The 18766-nt window shown below is 56.8% G+C and carries 15 protein-coding genes; 4 read left to right on the top strand and 11 right to left on the bottom strand.

The window, feature by feature from the left end:
• Positions 1-116: 116 nt before the first annotated feature.
• Entirely contained in the window at positions 117-1004 is an 888-nt protein-coding gene (locus ARADN35_RS0111430; protein WP_010462191.1) for a LysR family transcriptional regulator, read from the bottom strand.
• Between the two features lie 103 nt (positions 1005-1107).
• Between ARADN35_RS0111430 and argC the strand changes: the two genes are divergently transcribed.
• The 3 genes from argC to ARADN35_RS0111445 all read left to right on the top strand — a co-directional run bounded on the left by argC (position 1108) and on the right by ARADN35_RS0111445 (position 6147).
• Entirely contained in the window at positions 1108-2058 is a 951-nt protein-coding gene (gene argC / locus ARADN35_RS0111435) for an N-acetyl-gamma-glutamyl-phosphate reductase (protein ID WP_010462193.1), read from the top strand.
• Positions 2059-2269: 211 nt separating this feature from the next.
• Positions 2270-4273, top strand: coding sequence for a tetratricopeptide repeat protein (locus ARADN35_RS0111440; protein WP_010462195.1), 2004 nt, complete (start codon positions 2270-2272; stop codon positions 4271-4273).
• A 68-nt stretch (positions 4274-4341) separates the two neighbouring features.
• Positions 4342-6147, top strand: coding sequence for a glycosyltransferase (locus ARADN35_RS0111445; protein ID WP_010462197.1), 1806 nt, complete (start codon positions 4342-4344; stop codon positions 6145-6147).
• Between the two features lie 48 nt (positions 6148-6195).
• Here ARADN35_RS0111445 and ARADN35_RS0111450 read toward each other — a convergent pair whose 3' ends face one another.
• Positions 6196-6552 (bottom strand): DUF2304 domain-containing protein, encoded by a 357-nt coding sequence (locus ARADN35_RS0111450; RefSeq protein WP_010462199.1) that lies wholly within the window; start codon positions 6550-6552, stop codon positions 6196-6198.
• Between the two features lie 423 nt (positions 6553-6975).
• Between ARADN35_RS0111450 and ARADN35_RS0111455 the strand changes: the two genes are divergently transcribed.
• Positions 6976-7569: a class I SAM-dependent methyltransferase gene (locus ARADN35_RS0111455; protein WP_050812500.1), complete on the top strand. Its 594-nt coding sequence runs from the start codon at positions 6976-6978 to the stop codon at positions 7567-7569.
• Positions 7570-7797: 228 nt separating this feature from the next.
• On the opposite strand, the gene ARADN35_RS0111460 is transcribed toward ARADN35_RS0111455, so the two are convergent.
• The 9 genes from ARADN35_RS0111460 to ARADN35_RS0111510 all read right to left on the bottom strand — a co-directional run bounded on the left by ARADN35_RS0111460 (position 7798) and on the right by ARADN35_RS0111510 (position 18763).
• On the bottom strand, positions 7798-9975 hold the full coding sequence (locus ARADN35_RS0111460) for a hypothetical protein (protein WP_010462203.1): 2178 nt from the start codon (positions 9973-9975) through the stop codon (positions 7798-7800).
• A gap of 84 nt (positions 9976-10059) precedes the next feature.
• Positions 10060-10446: a GtrA family protein gene (locus tag ARADN35_RS0111465; protein WP_159103190.1), complete on the bottom strand. Its 387-nt coding sequence runs from the start codon at positions 10444-10446 to the stop codon at positions 10060-10062.
• Between the two features lie 64 nt (positions 10447-10510).
• Positions 10511-11215 carry a class I SAM-dependent methyltransferase gene (locus ARADN35_RS26235; RefSeq protein ID WP_010462207.1) on the bottom strand — a complete coding sequence of 235 codons (705 nt, stop codon included), beginning with the start codon at positions 11213-11215 and terminating at the stop codon, positions 10511-10513.
• Positions 11216-11556: 341 nt separating this feature from the next.
• Positions 11557-12582 carry a glycosyltransferase gene (locus ARADN35_RS27315; protein ID WP_159103191.1) on the bottom strand — a complete coding sequence of 342 codons (1026 nt, stop codon included), beginning with the start codon at positions 12580-12582 and terminating at the stop codon, positions 11557-11559.
• A gap of 65 nt (positions 12583-12647) precedes the next feature.
• Positions 12648-13295 (bottom strand): NeuD/PglB/VioB family sugar acetyltransferase, encoded by a 648-nt coding sequence (locus ARADN35_RS0111485; RefSeq protein ID WP_341864658.1) that lies wholly within the window; start codon positions 13293-13295, stop codon positions 12648-12650.
• Positions 13292-14947, bottom strand: a complete 1656-nt coding sequence (locus ARADN35_RS26240) for a glycosyltransferase (RefSeq protein WP_208856820.1) — start codon at positions 14945-14947, stop codon at positions 13292-13294. The genes ARADN35_RS0111485 and ARADN35_RS26240 overlap by 4 nt, the downstream gene beginning before the upstream one ends.
• On the bottom strand, positions 14938-17166 hold the full coding sequence (locus ARADN35_RS26245; protein ID WP_208856821.1) for a glycosyltransferase family protein: 2229 nt from the start codon (positions 17164-17166) through the stop codon (positions 14938-14940). Before ARADN35_RS26245 ends, ARADN35_RS26240 begins: the two co-directional genes overlap by 10 nt.
• Positions 17167-17234: 68 nt before the next feature.
• The gene (locus ARADN35_RS0111505; protein WP_244265890.1) at positions 17235-17912 is read right to left on the bottom strand and encodes an ABC transporter ATP-binding protein; all 678 of its coding nucleotides are present in this window, start codon (positions 17910-17912) and stop codon (positions 17235-17237) included.
• A gap of 68 nt (positions 17913-17980) precedes the next feature.
• Positions 17981-18763 carry an ABC transporter permease gene (locus ARADN35_RS0111510; RefSeq protein ID WP_029413917.1) on the bottom strand — a complete coding sequence of 261 codons (783 nt, stop codon included), beginning with the start codon at positions 18761-18763 and terminating at the stop codon, positions 17981-17983.
• Between the last annotated feature and the right edge of the window lie 3 nt (positions 18764-18766).

Consider the following 18766-nt stretch of genomic DNA (forward strand, 5'->3'; position numbering starts at 1 on the left):
TAGCTATCAGCGCTTTACGGGCAAGCGCCAAAGTACATTTTTATTGTTATTTTTGCTGATCTCCTGTCTTGTGCAGCGTTGCGTGCAAGACAGCGGACACAGGCTGCAGCCCCGCCCTACCCCTGCTTTTGCTGCCACAGCACATCCAGCACATGCTGGGTGGCCCGCTCCACAGGGCCTGCGCGGTGCGCGATACCCAGAGGCCGCCACAGCCGGGGATGCAGCGGCAGCATGCGGATGCGCGGGTCCAGTGGCGCGGCGGTGGAAGCCTCGTGGGGCAGCAGCGTTGCACCATAGCCTGCCGCCACCAGGCTCTTGATCGCGTCGTTGTAGTTCAGCTGGATGCGCGCCTTGGGGTGCTCGCCGGCCAGCGCAAACCACTCGCTTGTCAGCCTTGACAGGCTGGTGCCGTCGTCGTTGAGGATCAGCGGCTGGCCCGCCAGCCAGCGGGGCGTGGCCCTTGCGGGCAAAGGCCATGAGGACGGCACAAACGCCATGACCGGGTCGCGCCGCCACGGCAGAACCGCAACGCCAGACATTGCCGCTTGCGGCAGGGCCACCAGGCCCACATCCAGTGCCCCATTGGCCAGGCGCGACATGGTTTCCTGCGAGGTGAGCACCGCCACCTGCACGTCAATGCCGGGGTGGTGCTGGCCCAATGCCTCCAGGGCCAGGGGCAACAGATGGGCAATGGCGCCCGTGGAGGCGCCCAGACGCACACGCCCCGCCAACCCCTGCACCTGGCGCTGCACCAGGTCCATCGCTTCGTCGGCATCTGCCAGCAGGCGCCGGGCGCGTTCAACCAGCAACTCGCCCACGCCGGATGGCCGCACCTCGCCCCGCTTACGCACCAGCAATGGCGCACCGATGTGGGCCTCCAGGTCCGCAATGTGCAGGCTCACCGTGGGCGGCGCCAGGTGCAGCGTTCGGGCGGCTTCGGCGAAGGAGCCCAGGTCGGTGATGGTGACGAGGGTGCGCAGCCGGTCGAGATTGAGTTCGCGCATGACGTTCAGTAAACCTGATGCTGATGTTTGTGAAATTCAACTTTTCAAAGTTTAGACCGGGACCGAAGATTCCACATCCCCTCCATTTCAGGAACCTGCCCCCATGACCACCCAACCCCTTGTCTTCATCGATGGCGACCAAGGCACCACCGGCCTGCAGATCCACGAGCGCCTGCGCGGCCGCACGGATCTGCAACTGCTGACCCTGCCCGACCACGAACGCAAGAACACCGCCCGCCGCACCGAGGCCATCAACAGCTGCGATATCGCCATCCTGTGCCTGCCCGATGCCCCAGCCCGCGAGGCCGCGGCCGCCATCGTCAACCCCGCCGTGCGCGTGATCGACGCCAGCTCGGCGCACCGCACGGACCCGCAGTGGGTGTATGGCTTTCCGGAGATGGGCGCAGAACAGGCCGCACGCATTGCGGGCGCCAGGCGGGTCAGCAACCCAGGCTGCTACCCCACGGGCGCCATCGCCCTGCTGCGGCCCCTGGTGCAGGCGGGCCTGGTGCCCGCCGACCATCCCATCACCATCCATGCGGTGTCGGGATATTCGGGCGGCGGACGGGCCCGCGTGGACGAACATGAAGGCCCGAACGCGGCCAACGCCCCAGCCTTCCAGCTCTACGGCCTGGGACTGGAACACAAACACACCCCGGAAATCGCCTTGCATGCCGGGCTGTCGCAGCGCCCGTTCTTTCTTCCAGCCTATGGTTCGTTCCGCCAGGGGATTGCGCTCACCATTCCGCTCTTGCTGCGCCAGCTACCCGCAGGCACCACCGGAGAGCATTTGCACGCTTGCCTGGTCCAGCACTTTCTCGGTGCAGCCCATGTCGAGGTCCTGGGCCTCGCGCAAGCACAAGACACCCAGCATCTGGACCCGCAGGCCCTCAACGGCACCAACCAGATGCAGCTGGGCGTTTTCAGCAACGCCCGCCATGGCCAGGTGCTGCTGACTGCCGTGTTCGACAACCTGGGCAAGGGGGCCTCGGGGGCGGCTGTTCAGAACCTGGATCTGATGATCGGCCGCGGTCATCAAACCGCCCGGTTGTAGCCTCCTGCCACACAGGGGGGGCACAGCAAGACGCGTACACCCAAAGCGGCCCGCGCAGGAGTTTCCCGCAGCGCGGGCACCCCCATCAAGTCATTGTTTTTGCGGACTTTTTCACAGTCTGTGACGTTTTTTGGTCTGCTACACTGCCTTCGCGCTAGAGCCTCCCCAACCGGGGACGGCTCTCCCCCACATTCCCCCCCGACGCCCTTCCATGGCTCAATCCGGCAAAGCACCCTACTTTTTCGCCCTGATTTTGTTGTTGGCCGTGTTGGGCGTGTATGTGCCTGGATTGAACAATGAGCTGCTGTTTGACGACATACGGCTCACGGAAGGCACGATCTTTGGCAACTACGGCAGCCTGCTGGAGTTCAAGCAGCGCATGGTCTCCTATGGCAGCTTCGTCTGGGTAGAGCAGATCGCAGGCGCTGGCTGGTGGAAGCAGCGCATCGTCAATATCGCCTTGCACCTGGGCGTGGTGGCTGCGATGTATGCGTTCTTCAAAGCGCTGATGGCCAGCACGCGTTTCCCACAGGACATCGAGGAACAGGCGCACTTCGCGTCGTCGCAAAGGGCGGCCTTGCAGGTTGGGGTGGCGCTGTTTGCGCTCCACCCCATGGCGGTGTACGCCGTCGGCTATCTGGTGCAACGGTCCATCCTCATGGCGACCCTGTTCGCCGTGCTGGCATGCTGGGCCTTTGTGCGTGGGCTGCAAACCAAGCGAGTGGCCTGGTACGCAGGCGCGCTGCTGAGCTACCTGCTGGCCGTGCTGTCCAAGGAGCATGCGGTGATGACCGCCGCAGCAGCAGTTCCCCTGTATGTCTACGTGTGCCGTCCGGGCGGCAAGCGCACCGCCACCGTGGTAATTGGTGCCTTGCTGCTGCTTGCGCTGGCGGTGGGATCCCTGCTTCACCTCCGTGGCGATCTGGTGGGGCGGCTTTTTGACGCCCAATCCATCGCGTTCGCAGAGCAACTTGAAGCCATGCGTCCCGGCACCACCGGTCAGATCTATCCGCTGAGCATTCTGAACCAGGCTGCGCTCTTCTTTGCCTACGGATTGCTGTGGGTGCTGCCTTATGTCGGGTGGATGTCGCTCGACCTGCGCCCGGCATTTCCCTTGGGGTTTGCATCCCCCTGGCAACTTGTAGGCGCCTTGGGATACGTCGCACTGTTGTCAGGTTGTATTTGGTTGGTTTTGCGACGCACCGGCGCGCTGGGCCTGGCAGCGCTGTGCCTGCTGCTTCCGATGCTTTGGTTTGCCACGGAGTTCGCCACCGTCTGGATCCAAGACCCCTTTGTTCTGTACCGCAGCTACCTCTGGGCCGTCGCTCTGCCAGGCCTGCTGGCAATTGCACTCACGGGCTTCAAGCCCCGCACGATCTACGTGGCTGGCGTGATCCTGGGCCTGGTGTTCGGTGCGCTGGCCCTGGAGCGCAACCTGTCGCTGCGGGACGAAAGCACGGCCTGGACCGACGCGGCCGAGAAAATCGATCTCAAGGCCCCTGCCAACGCCGTGGGCCGCAGCCGACCCTTCATGAACCTGGGCGCCTACCACTTGCGCAGGGGGTTCCCCGACCAGGCTGAACGCGCGTTTGCAACCGCTGCCGCTTTCGGCGACCGGGGCGAACTGGGCCGCAGCACACGCCTCAATGTCGGAGTCGTCCTGCAGCAGCAAAAAAAGCACGCCGAAGCCTTGAAGGCCTTTGCCGCCGCCGAGGCCCTGGGTTACTCAGACTTGCCCTTGTACTACCACCGCGGCGAGTCCCAGTTTGCGCTCAACCAGTTCGCGCCCGCCTTTGAGAGCTTCACGATCGCGCTGCAAAAAGTCGCCAAAGACAAGAACAACCAGAGCACCGAACCCACCATTCGCCTGCGGCGGGCCGAAGCGGCCCTTGCGGTTCAGCAGTTTGACGAAGCCGCCACCGAATTCCGAACGCTGCTCAAGACCGATGCCCACAACCCGCGTTTCGTCCAAGGCCTGGCCATGGCCTTGCTGGGCAAAGGCGATGGCAAGCAGGCCACCGCGCTGCTGGAGGCGCTGGTAGCGCAAAAACCGAGCGCTGCGGCGTACTACGCCCGCGCGATGGTCTACCACAGCACGGGGCGCATTCCAGAGGCACAAAAGGATTTGGACCAAGCCATCCAGCTGGACCCACGCAATCCCCAATACCGGCAAGTGCGCGAAAAAATCGCGGGCATGCCTGCAGCTAAACGCTAGCACTTCGCAGGCACATGGCGCTCAGGGTCTTGCACGTCGGCAAATTCTTTCCTCCGTACCACGGAGGCATGGAAGTTTTTCTGACCGATCTGATTCATGAACAGCGGCGCCAGGGCCTGGATGCCCATGCGTTGGTGCACGGCGATCCCCTGCCTGATGACCCCCTATGGTTGCAGCGGGTGCCAGTGCAGTTCAGCGTGGTCTACGCGCCCATCGCACTCGGATTTCGGAAAGCACTGGGTCGGGCCATTCAGCGCATCCAGCCTGATGTGCTGCACCTGCACATGCCCAACAACTCCGTTTTCTGGGCGCTCACCCTGCCGCAGGCGCGCGACATTCCGTGGGTGGTGCACTGGCATTCCGACGTGGTGGTGTCACGCATCCGCACGGCAGTTGCCATCGCCTACCGCCTTTACAGGCCCTTCGAACAAGCGGTACTCAGCCAGGCGGCGCGGGTCATTGCCACATCTGCGTCATACCTGGAAGCCAGCGAGCCACTTCGAAAATGGCGGGACAAATGCGATGTAGTTCCCCTGGGCCTGGACTGCACCACCCCTGCACCCTCCGGCGAGATAAAACCGTTAAATGCCTGGGCAGCCGAAGGTGGCGGCGCGCTGCGCCTGTTGTCGATCGGGCGCCTCACCTACTACAAAGGTTTTGAAACCCTGGTCCGCGCTGTGGCGGGCCAACCGGGGCTGGAGTTGTTGATCGTGGGAGAAGGCGACTCCCGCCAGGAACTGGAGGCCCTCATTGCCACCCACACCCGATCCGGCGAACAGCCCAATGTGCGCCTTCTGGGGAACGTGGGTGACGACGAGAAACATGCGCTGCTCAGAAGTTGCGACGTCTTCTGCCTGGCTTCGCGCGAGCGGACCGAGGCCTTCGGCATGGTGTTGCTGGAAGCCATGCACCACGCCCGGCCTTGCATCGTGAGCGACTTGCCCGGATCGGGCATGCCCTGGGTCGTTTCGCAGGCAGGTGCTGGCTTGCGTGTTTCCCTGGAGAGCGATATCTCGGGCTGGCGGGCGGCCTTCAAGCACATGCAAGACCAGCCCGGACAACGTGCCGAATTTGGTGCCGCTGGACAGCGCTCCCTGCACAGGCACTTCTCCATCGCGGCCAGCGCCCAAGCGCTTGCGACCCGGTACACACTGGTGGCCCCAGAGGCGGCAAGGCCGGCTCGGGGCAAAGACCTTCTGGTGGTGATCCCCGCACGCAACGAAGCCAGCACCATTGGCAGCGTGCTGCAGCATTTGCATGCCGCAGGCTGGCACGATGTACTGGTCATCAATGACCAGAGCACGGACGATACGTCCGCCATTGCCAGCGCGGCGGGTGCCTGCGTGTTGAATCCTGTGCTCCCCATGGGTGCATGGGGGGGCATGCAGGCGGGCATTCGCTATGCGCTGCTGCACGGCTACCAAGCCGTCATCACCATGGACGCCGATGGGCAGCATGAGGTCAACGAGATTCCTGTTTTGCTGCGGGCGCGGGATCGGGCCGATCTGGTCATAGGAGCGTACCCAGAGCGCGCCAGCCGTACACGGCAACTGGCCTGGAACTGGTTTCGCCACCTGGCCGGTTTTGACTTGCGCGACCTTACCTCGGGATTCAGGCTCTACAACGCCGATGCCATGCAAGTTCTGGCATCGCGTGAAGCCACCTTGCTGGACTACCAGGACCTGGGTGCGCTGCTGATGGTGCGCCGCGCCGGGCTACGTATTGCCGAGGTGCCCGTTTCCATGAATCTGCGCGCAGTCGGCAAGTCGCGGATTTTCAACTCATGGTTCAGTGTGGCCAAGTACATGGCAGCCACCACGCTGCTGTGCCTGGCACAGTGGCAAGTGCGTCGGGCACGCCGCGCTAGTCCCTGAGTCTCAGAAGTAATCCCCAAGCCACGCACCGACAAATGCGCGTGAAAGCTAGCCGAGACGATTTTCTCGCAAAGCAGTGTTATCGGCCTCCAAAATGGCTAGCCGCTGGTTGAGGCGCCGCACATCCCTTTCCACTCGGGTATTGACAATGTCTGTGTGCAGCGTTTTCACGAGAACGATCACCACCGCCACCAGCAAAAGCAGAGCTGGCGGATAACTGATACCTACAACCACAGCGAGACGGTCAATCAACCCTGGCCAAACTCCCAGAACTGCTGCAGCCCCCGCCACAAGAATCCAGAATAGACCGTGCAAAAGATAAAGGTGATCGCGCCGCACTAGCAGCAAAATGACGGCGGCAAGGCCGATGCCCAGCAAGGTGGTCGTGATTTGAAGTGGCGCCATGTTGGGGTATTTACAGAAAACCAATTACACACAGGCGCCCTCGCGCCAATCCCCTCGCCTCGCGCCATGGAACTGGAGCACTGACGGGCCTGAGATGAGGATGATTCTAACGTTGCACATGCGCAGGCTCGGACCGCGTCCGTGCTACAGCGAATACATAGCAGACAAGCTTCTATTTGAATAAATCGGTCGTGTAGCACCACTCATCCCGAGTGTTTGTGTGCGTTGCCCGACTTTAGGTGTTTGAATTCCACGCGGCTGTCTTGCACCGATTGGGAATGATGCCCAGGTATAGTTCCATGCGACGGTCTGCTGTTGATCCAGCATGCGGGCTAGGATCAATGACAACGTAGTGCAAAACTATATGAAGGTCTGTGAATGTCAGAAGTGAGATCTGGTCTGCGACATCTGCTGGCTACGCCCGTGCTCTATAACATTTTTCAGAATATTGTCGGCGCGAACGCCTGGCGACGGGAGGCGGTGGGCCGTGCGTTGGCGACTGTCACAAAAGATGCCAAGCACCGTGTGCGCGTGCTCGACATTGGATGCGGCACCGGGGATGTTCTGTCCTACCTTCCGGCGAATGTCGACTACGTGGGCTTTGACCGGAACGCTGCCTATATTGCCAGCGCGCAGGAGCGATTTCGGGAGCGCAGCGCACGATTTGTGTGCGACGAGCTGACGGTTGACTATGACTCACAGGAATCGGAATTCGAAATCATCCTTGCACTCGGTCTGCTCCATCATCTGGATGACTCAACGGCCGAGAGTCTTTTTCGCACGGCCAAGCAACGATTGAGGCCCAGCGGTTTTCTGCTGACGCTGGATCCCCTATACGCACTTGGGCAATCGAAAATCGCGCGCTACATCATCTCGAAGGATCGTGGCACCCACACTCGAACCGAAATGGAATACTGCGAATTGGCGCGGCGTGTCTTCAATCATGTGACGTGCGACGTAGACCAAGACCCTCTGCGCATTCCATATACCGGGGTCGTGATGAGATGCGCCATATAAGGCGATGGTTGACGCTGCTCACAAACCGGGCTTCGCGAGGGTAACTATCGAGGTTTCAGCGCAATAGGATGACGACATCAGCACGCGACGCACGATGTGCACCAGGCTCACCTGTGGAGCGAGCTTGAGTACCTTGACCACTCAATGCGCAGCACAACTTGCGCATCGTCCGGTATTTTGCAATTGACCGTGCCCGACGTGGGTAGGCTGACGCACCATCCACCATCGTTATAGAACTCCGCATCCGCCCGCGCCCACAGAGGTCTCTGTCGCGAGGGGCGCCACCACCACACGGTCCAACTTAATTGACACGCCGTAGTAATCTGTTGCTACGTCGGACTCAAAAACCATCACGTTCGAACCCTGCTTGAGCACACCTGCGGGAACTATGGCTCTACCTTCTAAACCCTGCTGGGTCATTGGCAACTGGACACCGTTGACCGACAGAACGAGGCTCTTCAGTACCGACTCTCTAGCTATCGCAGCCAGTCGAAAACGAAGCAGATAACTATCATCCTTGGGCAACAGTTCGAAGTACAAGCTACCCCGCTCATCGGTCTTCCAGGCGGCCGACGTCTTGCGCAACCCGGACACTTCCCACTCCGCTTCACGCCACCCACTCCCACGTATCGGAAGATCTAGGCTCCATACATCCCCAAAGTCCCAGCGATAGCAGTCACGCACACGGTGAGCCGACTGCCATAACAGCCCTGTGAGCGGCCACCGTACCTCGTACAGGCCGGTGGGATTCGCAGGATCCTGCCTGCTGCCAGACGCATACGGTAGGTTTGAAATTCCGCTGGAATCCAGAACCATTTCCTGGCCTACATCTAGGGTTACGGTGGTAGACACTGGCCACCGGACCACCCTGCGCGGCTCGCTGGATACGGGAAGACCAGGACCACTGGCCAGGGGCGCAGCCTCGAAAACCCATTGTCCATCGGCAACATAACAGTGCCCAGTGCGACCTAGTCCATCTCGCCGCACCCATTCGCCAGCGGGCTGACGACAGATCTCCAGAGGTCCCGTCGGATGTCCAATGACGTACGACAAGGCAGAGCCCAAATTCTCGGGAAGGAACATCCATGTGTGACCCAGACTGTTGCTATGGTCTCGGACTACGACGGGGGGAGCGCCTTCGCGCCGGCCATATTGGCTGGCGACCTCTCCCAGCAGCCTGCGTTGGATATCTGATAGGTCCTGGTAATGACTGAACTGATGCAACTGGAAGGTCAGTCCAAGAAAGACTGCTGGAAACGACATCAACAACATCACCTTCCGACTGTGGGCGACCACGAAGGCCAGCACGCCCACCCAGAGGAGTGCCGCACCGGGGCTGGCAGCCAAAAAAGTGCGCTGGTTGATCGACAGGTGAGGCAATGAAAGCAAATAGGGAAAATAGCCTGCCAGTGCCATGGCACCACCCATCAGCATCAGTCTGAAGGCTTGCACAGATCGAAGCCCTCCAACGGGGTGGCTGGCCGGCAGGCACATGCCCACTGCCGCAGCCAGGAGCAACAGCGTACATACAGCCAGATAGATCTGATTGGACATTGGCTGGTCCATCGCCAGCCGGAATGCCTCGACCCAGCCCCCCCAAACCGCATGCAGCGCGCCAACAGTGAAGAGCTTCGGCCAAGTCACGGCAAGCAGTCCTAGAACACTGCCGCCTCCCACCAAGTTGCCCTGATAGCTGCTGCCGCTACTGACGCTAACGAGATACACGCCATATAGACCGAGACCGACGCTAAAGAGGAGCCATACCCAGGATTTGCGCCGGGCGATGGTCAAAACGCCAACAGCGCCCCGCTGAACGAAGAAGTAGCCGGGTACCAAGAGAAGCAGAGCCAAGGCTGCTTCGTACATTGCAATGCCGCCAACAGTCAATATGGCGGCGACCACAGCCAGCGCACCTTGGACGAACCTACCTACCTCTCGTTCCAGGGCCTCAATAAGCGCACACGCTCCCAACATTGCCAAAGTGATGGCCCAGACAATGTGCAGGCTCCTCAACGACACATGCATCGTGTCCGCCGGGTAAAGGATGCACAACAGTACCGCCGCCGCCCCCAGCGTCCTAGATTGCGACAGGCGCCATGCCAGCCAGCCCCCCATCGCCCCCTTGAGCAAAAGAGCGAGTATCAACAACATGTGCCATGGAACGAAAGAATGCGAGCTCAGTTGATTCGCCAAACCGGGAATCAGAAAGGTAAGGGGTCGCATCGCCAGGCTGGGCAGAAGGCCCTCCCTGCCAGATAGGTAGAAGTGGCCATGCTTGGCGTAGAGGCCCAACAATCCCCACTCTTCGATCAAGCCTCCCATTTCGAAACCGAAGGGTAGCCAAATAGCCGTGACAACCAGCCCCGCCAACAGGAAACAAGCGGCAACATAGGAAAACCTGGACATCTAGCAACCTTCTGTCAGCAAACAACTAAAGCCATATTCACAGGCTCCGCAGAATGAGTGTTGTGCAGGCGTTCCAGCACTCGCTCACGACTTGGTGAATACCCACCTGTCCATCACCACGTAAGTCGCAACCGGAACCATGAGAATGGTTATCCCGATTCCAACCCATAGGGGCCAACCCAATAGGTCGCACACCAGCCAGGGGATGGCCGCAGCCAGCACGAACCCCAGAAAATGCGTCGCAACAAAGCGGACGAACTGCGGCCACAACGCACCCTGAGCTTGAAATGTCAGGCCTCGATGCCCCAAAAAGGCGATGGGCACCGCAGTGGCATAGCCCAAGCCACCAGCGACAGCGGCATTCACTCCCCACACATCCACATACAGCCGCGTCGCTGCAGCGTAGACCAGGGCATTTGCAATCCCGACCAAGGTGAAGCGCGAAAACCTGTGCAGCAATGCCGGACTCACGGCCACCCTCCCAATCGCAGCCCATCCGCATGACTGGTCCAACGGTTTGCGCTTGAACACATGGTCAACTTCCTGGCCACTCAGCAAATAGCGCGTATTGCGCGCCCAATGGCAGCCACCGCATCTGAGGCTCTACGGCGTTTAACTTCTTCAACGCAGCGGGGAAAAAGATGATGTTCCAGAGGCTAGCGATCTGATAGCCCTGCTCCCTCAAGATCGACTTTATTTCTCGAGGCCTAACCAGCGTCACACCGGCATCGAACGGGCAATCCCGCACCACTCTACGCGTCACCGGATTGAAAGGATTGTGCTCGAATACTGCCAAAAGGCCGCCGGGCTTCAAGCAGCGAGCGATTTCCTTGAGGGTCGATGCGCGGTGAGACGGTTCGATATGGTGAAGGACGTTGGACACCACCACCATATCGAAAATCGCGTCTTCGAAAGGCAAAGTCACACCATCGTATATGGCCAAACGACACCCAAGGACTTGACGCTCACTAGCCACCTCCAGACTACGAGGCGAAACATCCACACCTTGTAAAGCTGCGTCGGAGAAAAGATCACGCAGGAACGGCAGATTGGTACCGGTGCCGCAACCGAAGTCCAGAACAGCAGTAGGTGCGGCGCGCTCGCGTTCCTTCTGGTAAGCCCTCAAGGAAGCAAACTTTCGCTCAGCGTAGTAGAGACTATCCCCCCCCCCGATCGCGAGTGCCCGATCAAGCGTCTGCCGATAACTGTCAGCGTGCGCGTCAAACTCGGGTGCTGACATGCTGAACCATTTCAGAAAAATGTTGAAAGAATTGCTTTCGCATGATGCGCGTCACCAAACCTGTGTCCATACCATGGGCCTTGCAGTACCTACAACAAGGAAATTCCCCTCAGCACCTCCGTCGGCTTCGATCTTCCGGGACCTGTGCGAGGTTCGGCGCTTCCAACTCCGAGTCGGAGTGCCAGCGCTTCGGCAAAAATGTCGCCTCACCTGCCGCAGCGTGTCGGTGGTGACGAGGCCACGAGCCTTCCGGATGCCGCCAACCTGCGTGACCTCAAAGAGGACTAGCAATTGGGCGCTCGGCCCGATATAGAGGCGCCTGAAAGTTTGCCTCAGGAGGCTCAAGCGGCAAGCTCTCTGAGATAAGACGCGATTACCACATCATCGCTTCTGTCGATGACGAAAAAAGTGGGCTTTCCTTGAGCCCGAAGTACCAGAATAGAAAGGTACTCCAGAGCAGCGCTGATCAGAAAAAGGATCATCCCACTGAACACCATATTGGAGATGATCAAAGAGCTCCACCCACGCGCCATGAAAGCGCCAGGATGGAAAAACTCCCTGACTGCCACATACGCGGCAAACGTAAACCCAAAAAACACAGCTGCCAATCCCAGGTAACCTCCGATACGAAGGGCCTTGACGCGACTGGACATAATAAGTCGCCGGGCGTGAGACATCAGCTTTCTCAGCGAGTAGCCACTTTTTTTGCCTTCGATAAAGCGCCGGTCTTTGATGGGAAGAAGCGAGGTTCCCACACGGCGGGAGTACCAAGAAAGCGCAATGTCAAAGTAGGTTTCATGGCCACACACTCGACTGGCGGAGCGGGCGATCGAACCGCGCATTACGCGAAAACTGCTGAAAGTTGAGACACTCATGTCGCCTGCTAAAACACCTGTGACCCGCTTCATGAAACGCGAGCCGAGATCACGGATGGCACTTTCATGCACCCCTTCCAGGGCATGGGCATAGACAATATCGAGCTGATCAGCGACAGCAACCTTCAGCATCGCAGGAATGTACTCAGGTGGATGCTGCAGGTCCTCATCCAGAGTAACCACCCAATCACCGCAAGTATGCAAAATCCCCGCGATGGTGGCTGGATGTTGGCCAAAATTCCGCGAGAGATGAAGCACCCGCATCCATGCACGGCCCTCAGACAGGGTGCTCAGCACAACAGCGGATTCATCAACGGAGTCGTCGTTAACGAAGATCACCTCTTCCAAGTGTAATGGTGCTCGGTCCGATATCCAGGCTTCACGGAGCTGTGCAATCGATGCAACCAGTTCCGCCAGATAGTCAGCACCCGAATAGACGGGCACCACCAGCGACACCAGTACTTTGTTGTTAGGATTCGCGCTTACGCTCACTCCGCTCCCCCTTGGTATGCAGACTAGGCATCGACAGGCACTAGCCGTATTTATAGTGTGATCTATCAGATCGTCCGCAACACAGACACTTGACGCACGGGCACGCCGACATACACACCAGTCTGGTCAATGGAGCGATGCACGACCCCGCCACCTCCAATCGTGACATCGTCCACTATAGTCAGTCCATCTAGAACAGTGGCTCCAGCCCCCACCATGACCAAGCGGCCAATCCGACTGCGCCCAGCAATCACGGCCTTCACCGATACATGAGAGAAGTCGCCAACGACCGCTTCATGTTCAACCACCGCCCCTGTATTGACAATGCACCCTGCTCCGACGCGCGCCATGGGGCCTATATGAGCGTGATGGCCGACAAAACACCCCGGCTCCAACGAAGAGCCGACACCTATCGACGCTGATGGGGAAACAAGGGTCGCCAGGGGCCACCCGGCCCGAAGCGTCCATTCGACCTGTTCACGCCGACGTGCGTTAGAACCTGCGGCAGGGAACACGGTCCATCCGGATGGCAAGGTTTCGGGAAAAATGGTTTGCGTGGGAAAACCCAATAAAGTCTCGCCCGGCGCTGCATTCGCGTCCACAAAAAGAAAGTCCTGGATCCCAACGGCAACTGCTACGTCCATCACCGAGCGAGCATGCCCTCCAAAACCTAGCACGCACAGCCCAGTCGGTACCACCGGCGAATGACTCACGATATACCCTCGGCTGCGCCACGCTGCGACACCATGCGGTCCAGGATATCAAGGTGCTCATTCACCACGTCTTGCCAAGTGCGTTGCACCAACTGTTCATAGGTCGGCAATTGCACCGCTAACAACTTCTCTCGATTCGCGACACCCCATTGAATTCGCTCTGCCATGTCTTTCCAGTCGTAGGGATCAAAGAACGTAAGTTCTTGCAAGACTGGATCAGTCAACACCTCTTGGCTTACAGGAATTTTCGCCATAACTACCGGTGTGCCAACCGACAAGGCCTCGGTGAAGGTGAAAGGACACCCTCCCTCGCTCAAACTGGGATTCACCGCCAATGTTGCAAGCTTGTAGCATGCAGCAAGCTCATCAACGCTTAGCTTGGGCAAACAAAGAACTTCCTCCTCCAATCGATGCTGGACAATAAAATCCTGTATCTCCGGCATGTGGCGTGGGTTACCCGTCAATATCAACTTGAGTGACACGTGGCGGCTTCGCAATAGATATTCATATGCCCTTAAGAGGCTTAAGATATTTTTATTGGGCCTAAACTGACTTGCATAGAACAAAAACTGAACATCTCCATTTTTTATACCTGCAAGGTAGTCAATGTTCTCACCCTTCAAAAAAGCCTGGGATAAAATACTGCGGCAATAATTTTTTGACGCCTTCTCTGGATCAGGAAAACCAGTAACAGTTACCGATCGGTCCAATTTATTCGGTGCGTGGTATATTACAGATACCTTATCTTCATCAACCCCATACCTATCAACCAATGTTCCCCATTTTATGGCACCACTATAGGCCACTAGATTATCAGAATCAGCAATCGCTTTTTCGACATTTTCAAAAACCTGTAAAGTGTAATCACCGTTCACAGATGAAAATCCTACCGGAAAGTCCGTCAGAACCACGTCTGGAACACACATAAGGCGAGGTGCCTTGATCTGATTAAAGGCGGGCCAGAATGCAGCCGGGCAGTACCAAGCGCTCACTCCACGCAGGCGCTCAATCACTCTTTGCATGCGCTGGGTTTCGGTTTGCTCCATATCGGCAAACAGGCGCTGCACAAATCCTATACCCTGAGGCTGATCAAGCAGTGCTTTCAAACGGTTCTTTTTCGCGGCGACCTTGGGAGTCACTCGCCGAACGCTGCCTCGAAATATCGCGGTCCATCGATTGACAAGGACTATCGGCACCCAAATTGGCGCAAGCAGCAAGAACAACCCTGCCATGGGCAACGCCTCAATGCAAAACAGAAGCAGCGTGGACACACTGTTCACCTGCACCGCTCGACGCCCTAGGCGGGTCTGCGCCTGCGTCACCCCGGCTGCTATTGCACGGCCTATATGCTTGAGCCTGCCGGAGCTGCGGTCCCGCTGTTGATATGCCTTCCATGCTTCGTAGGCGTACAACACGTAAGGCTTGCCTCTAGGCCCCACCACACGGAACCGATCTTTGGGAACGCCTTCGCTGTCAAACAACTCCTCCAGCGAATCATGCGACCAACTCGGACACACAATGGTAAAGCGTACATCACTTCGGCCTTCCGAGCCCTTCAAGAACGCTGCCAGATAGCGGCCCAACCCCTCCGCACGCAAGTCTACGGTTGGCGGATACGCCACATAGATCCCGTATTCCTTTATCACAGGCACGCACGCACCTCTTTCCAATAAAAGGGGGCCAGGGCTTCCACGCTTTGCACCGACAGCTGTTGGATTGTAGGCAAACGGGCTCGCCGGGCCATCGCCTCATGCTCCATCTGTTTGAGTTGCATGGCCATATCTCTTGGCGACGCAGGATCCATCCAAGACAAACCAAGCGAAAACTGGGCATCCATTTCACGCATCGCCGGGTAGTCACTGGAAAGCGATGGAACTCCAAGGCAAGCTGCTTCCACTACGCTGAAAGTTCCATTATCTATACGGCCTGCGTGCCACAGAAACAATGCACCCCGCAAAAGTTCTCGATATGCCAAGTCAGGCAATTCCCCACACCACCGAACGCGTTTATCCAGGATCTCGGAACGATCAAATACTTCAGCCATCGCTTGAATATGGGAGCCCTCTCCAGATCGCAGACCTTGCGTATTGGCTCCCGTTACGCGGCAATTCAAGTGACCACCCAATTCCCCATAATAAATTTCCAATGCACGCGCTGCATTGACGTGATTCTTATGGGCCGCAGCATTGGTGGTCCACAAAAAATAATCTTCACTAGGCCGTGGGCTTGCCACCTGCTCGACTTTCATCACCGGAAACTCTGGAGCCAGCATCGGGACCTTGCGTACCTTTCCAGGCTCAAGACCGGCGTATTGAATCGCATCGCGCCAAGTGAAATCTGTGGTGACCAGCACGCGGTCTGCGGCCCGGGCGGCCATCAGAAACGCGTGGTCTGTCCCCTTGGAAATCACCGGCTCATACCTTTGAAGATAATCAAACACCATAAGCACACTGCTTTTCAGCGGCAGCAATGGACACGAAAGACGGTCACTTACCACAAGCCATAAATCACAATCTTGCAATTGTTGAATACCATCGTTCGGCACGATGTATTGGTTGGCGGTGGGTTCCCACTTTGAAAAACCAGCATACCGCATAGCGCGGAGAGCCTGGCTGGCTGTCAAGGTCTTCCACGAATATGGTCTACGTAACACGCCCTCTGGCAACTCGTCAAAATCAGCATCTGAATAAGTTGCAGATTCATCCAAATGCAAAAAAACCACATCAACAGGTTCTCCGGCCTGCCGACTGCCAAGATATAGAGCTTTCGCCAAAAGCAACGCGCCACGCAAGCTTCCACCACGGTATCCCACCGGCAGTATCACCGCCACACGTTTTCGCGAGATTGCTATTGGTCGCGACTGCATTTTTTCGCGCGATGCCTCGAGATCGGCAGCAATGCGCTGAAAGCCTTCACGCCATAACTGCACCATATTCTGTGGATCCATGGCACTCAGCAGCACCCTCTGAGTAGAACAAATTTCTTCAATGAACTTCCAATCATCGCCCAAAATTCGCTCAATTTTCGCACGAGCCTCACGTATCGTAGAGCAACGTCCGGGCAATTTATCCCCACCGAGCCGATCCAACATGCCACCAGACATAAACACAAGCGGCATTCCGATGCGTACAGCCTCGAAAGGATGATAATGAATATGATGTGATTCACGACTTTGATAAAACATCACCCGCGCTTGCACCATATTTCGATGATGCTCCGACCCACTCACAAAGCCCAGGACATGGGGATCAGCAATCGCGACGGGCTGAGCTCCCGAGACCATGTACGGGAAATCCCCAAAATCTTTGCAAAAAGATTCATATGTTTTTTTGTAATAATCATTGAATGCAATATCAGGGCAAACAAATAGTATTTTCTTACACTCGCCTTTCCACGCATTCTCAAAGCCGATATCCAACATACCCAAGGGCAAGTAGCAGCGCCGATCACGAAGATGACTCGGTTCCTGATCGGCAAGGTGTGAATAAGCTTCACCAAAATAGAACCGCTTTCCCAAGCGCTTTAGCACACGCTCTCCCCCATAGTAAGCAATTATCTTACCGTAGGTCATAGGTTGCTGAGTTCCAAAAACCCTCCAAACAACAGCACCGTAAAAATGCTTAGATACAGATTGAAAAATATCCAGCGAATAGAATATTATAAAAACAACATCGAAGTACTTGTTCGCCAAACGCCAAGAATTTTCGTCTCCGCCTGCGTACCAATCCGTTTTATTTAGAATTTCCAAATCATCTTTTGGTATTTCCAAAAGATCATCTTCAGAATAATCAACGCTTGCGCTTCTAAATCTTGGATCATCTGGGTAAGACTTAGGCAAGAATATCTGCTCCACACCAATGCGCTTGAGCATCGATATCTCAAATTTTCGTGCCGACGTATGGTTCAACAACCACATCACACGCAAAGGGGATCGCGAACTCATAGTATTTTATTTATCTTCTTGTATTCACTAATGGCATCATCCACTGCGCCATCAAACACCACTTCTCCACGATGAAAAACAACCCCCCGCTGGCATAGACTCTTCAAAGCAGAAAAGTCATGAGAAGCCAAAACAAGAATCTCCGCCCGCTCAATCAATTGGGCTATACGCAGCCGGGCCTTAACCATAAAATTGGCATCCCCCGCCCCAATCACTTCATCAAGCAGTAGAATATCCCCCCCCACCGCTGTTGATATGGCAAATGCTAGCCTAACCTGCATTCCCGCAGAATAGGTTTTAATAGGATAATCAATAAATTCACGCAAATCGGCAAATTCGACAATCTCCACCTGCTTTTCACGCATGAATTTTGGCGTCAACCCCAAAAGAAGGCCGCGATAGAGAATATTTTCTCGGCCAGTTGCATCCGGTTCAAACCCTAAACTCAAGTCGAATAGCGAACGGACTTGGCCACGTACTTCAACCTTGCCACTGGATACAGGATACAAGCCTGCCACAGTTTTGAGAAAAGTACTCTTCCCAGCACCATTATGTCCGAGGAGGCCCACCCGCTCCCCTCCCGTGATTTCAAGGTTAATATTCTTAAGTGCATGAACATCTTTGACTTCATCTGCATTGCGCTTGCCAAAGGGCCTTGCAACAAGAGACTTCAAGGAACGCTCTTTGAATGCAACCGATGCATAGTGAAGATTTACTGTCTGGAGGCTAATGTGGGGTTGGCTCATAGATAGAAGATCACCTTACTCTCAGCCTTACGGCCTACCAACCACGCGAAAAATGCAAAAATCAGCGCTAGGGCTAGAGAATAAGCATAATTTTCGACTGTGGGCCACGCCCCATTCAAGAGCGGTGCCCTGACCAGTTGAAGAACATGGTAAATGGGATTGAAATCAACCAAGAAGTCCATACCTCCTTGCTTGAACATTTTTGCCTCAAAGTAAACCGGTGACACAAACCACAAAGCCTGCATCAGCAGCCCCATGGCATGTGGCACGTCACGGAAACGCACTCCTACATACGCCAAGGTTGTTGCCAATGGCCAAGCGATTATTCCGAGAATCGGGAAAATGGTGAATACTGCCAGCCAGCTCCAGCCAAAGTTCTGTGGGAGCACCACAAGAGACCATCCAAACAATGCAAGGCTCGCCAGCATCAACACGGCCAGACTTCCCAAGACGGTTCGGAGGGTATAGATGGCCAGTGGGTGTTTGCACTGTTTGATATACGCATCTGCTTGGACGAAAGACAGGGCACCGCCAGTAACGTTGGCAACCACAAACTCCCACACAATCAAGCCAGAGAGAATATAAGGGGCGTAGGTTGTGATGTCCGATTTAAACATCTGACTAAACACCACCGCCAACAATGCGGTCATACCCAGTGGTTGAATAATAGACCACAAGGCTCCAAAAAAGGAACGCCGCCAACGCGAACGCAGGTCAGCAAGGGCGAGGTGGATCCAAAAATAGCGGGATTGCCATATCCCCTTCCAATATCGATTCATCAA

Source organism: Acidovorax radicis N35 (assembly GCF_000204195.1).
Classification (GTDB): domain Bacteria; phylum Pseudomonadota; class Gammaproteobacteria; order Burkholderiales; family Burkholderiaceae_C; genus Acidovorax; species Acidovorax radicis.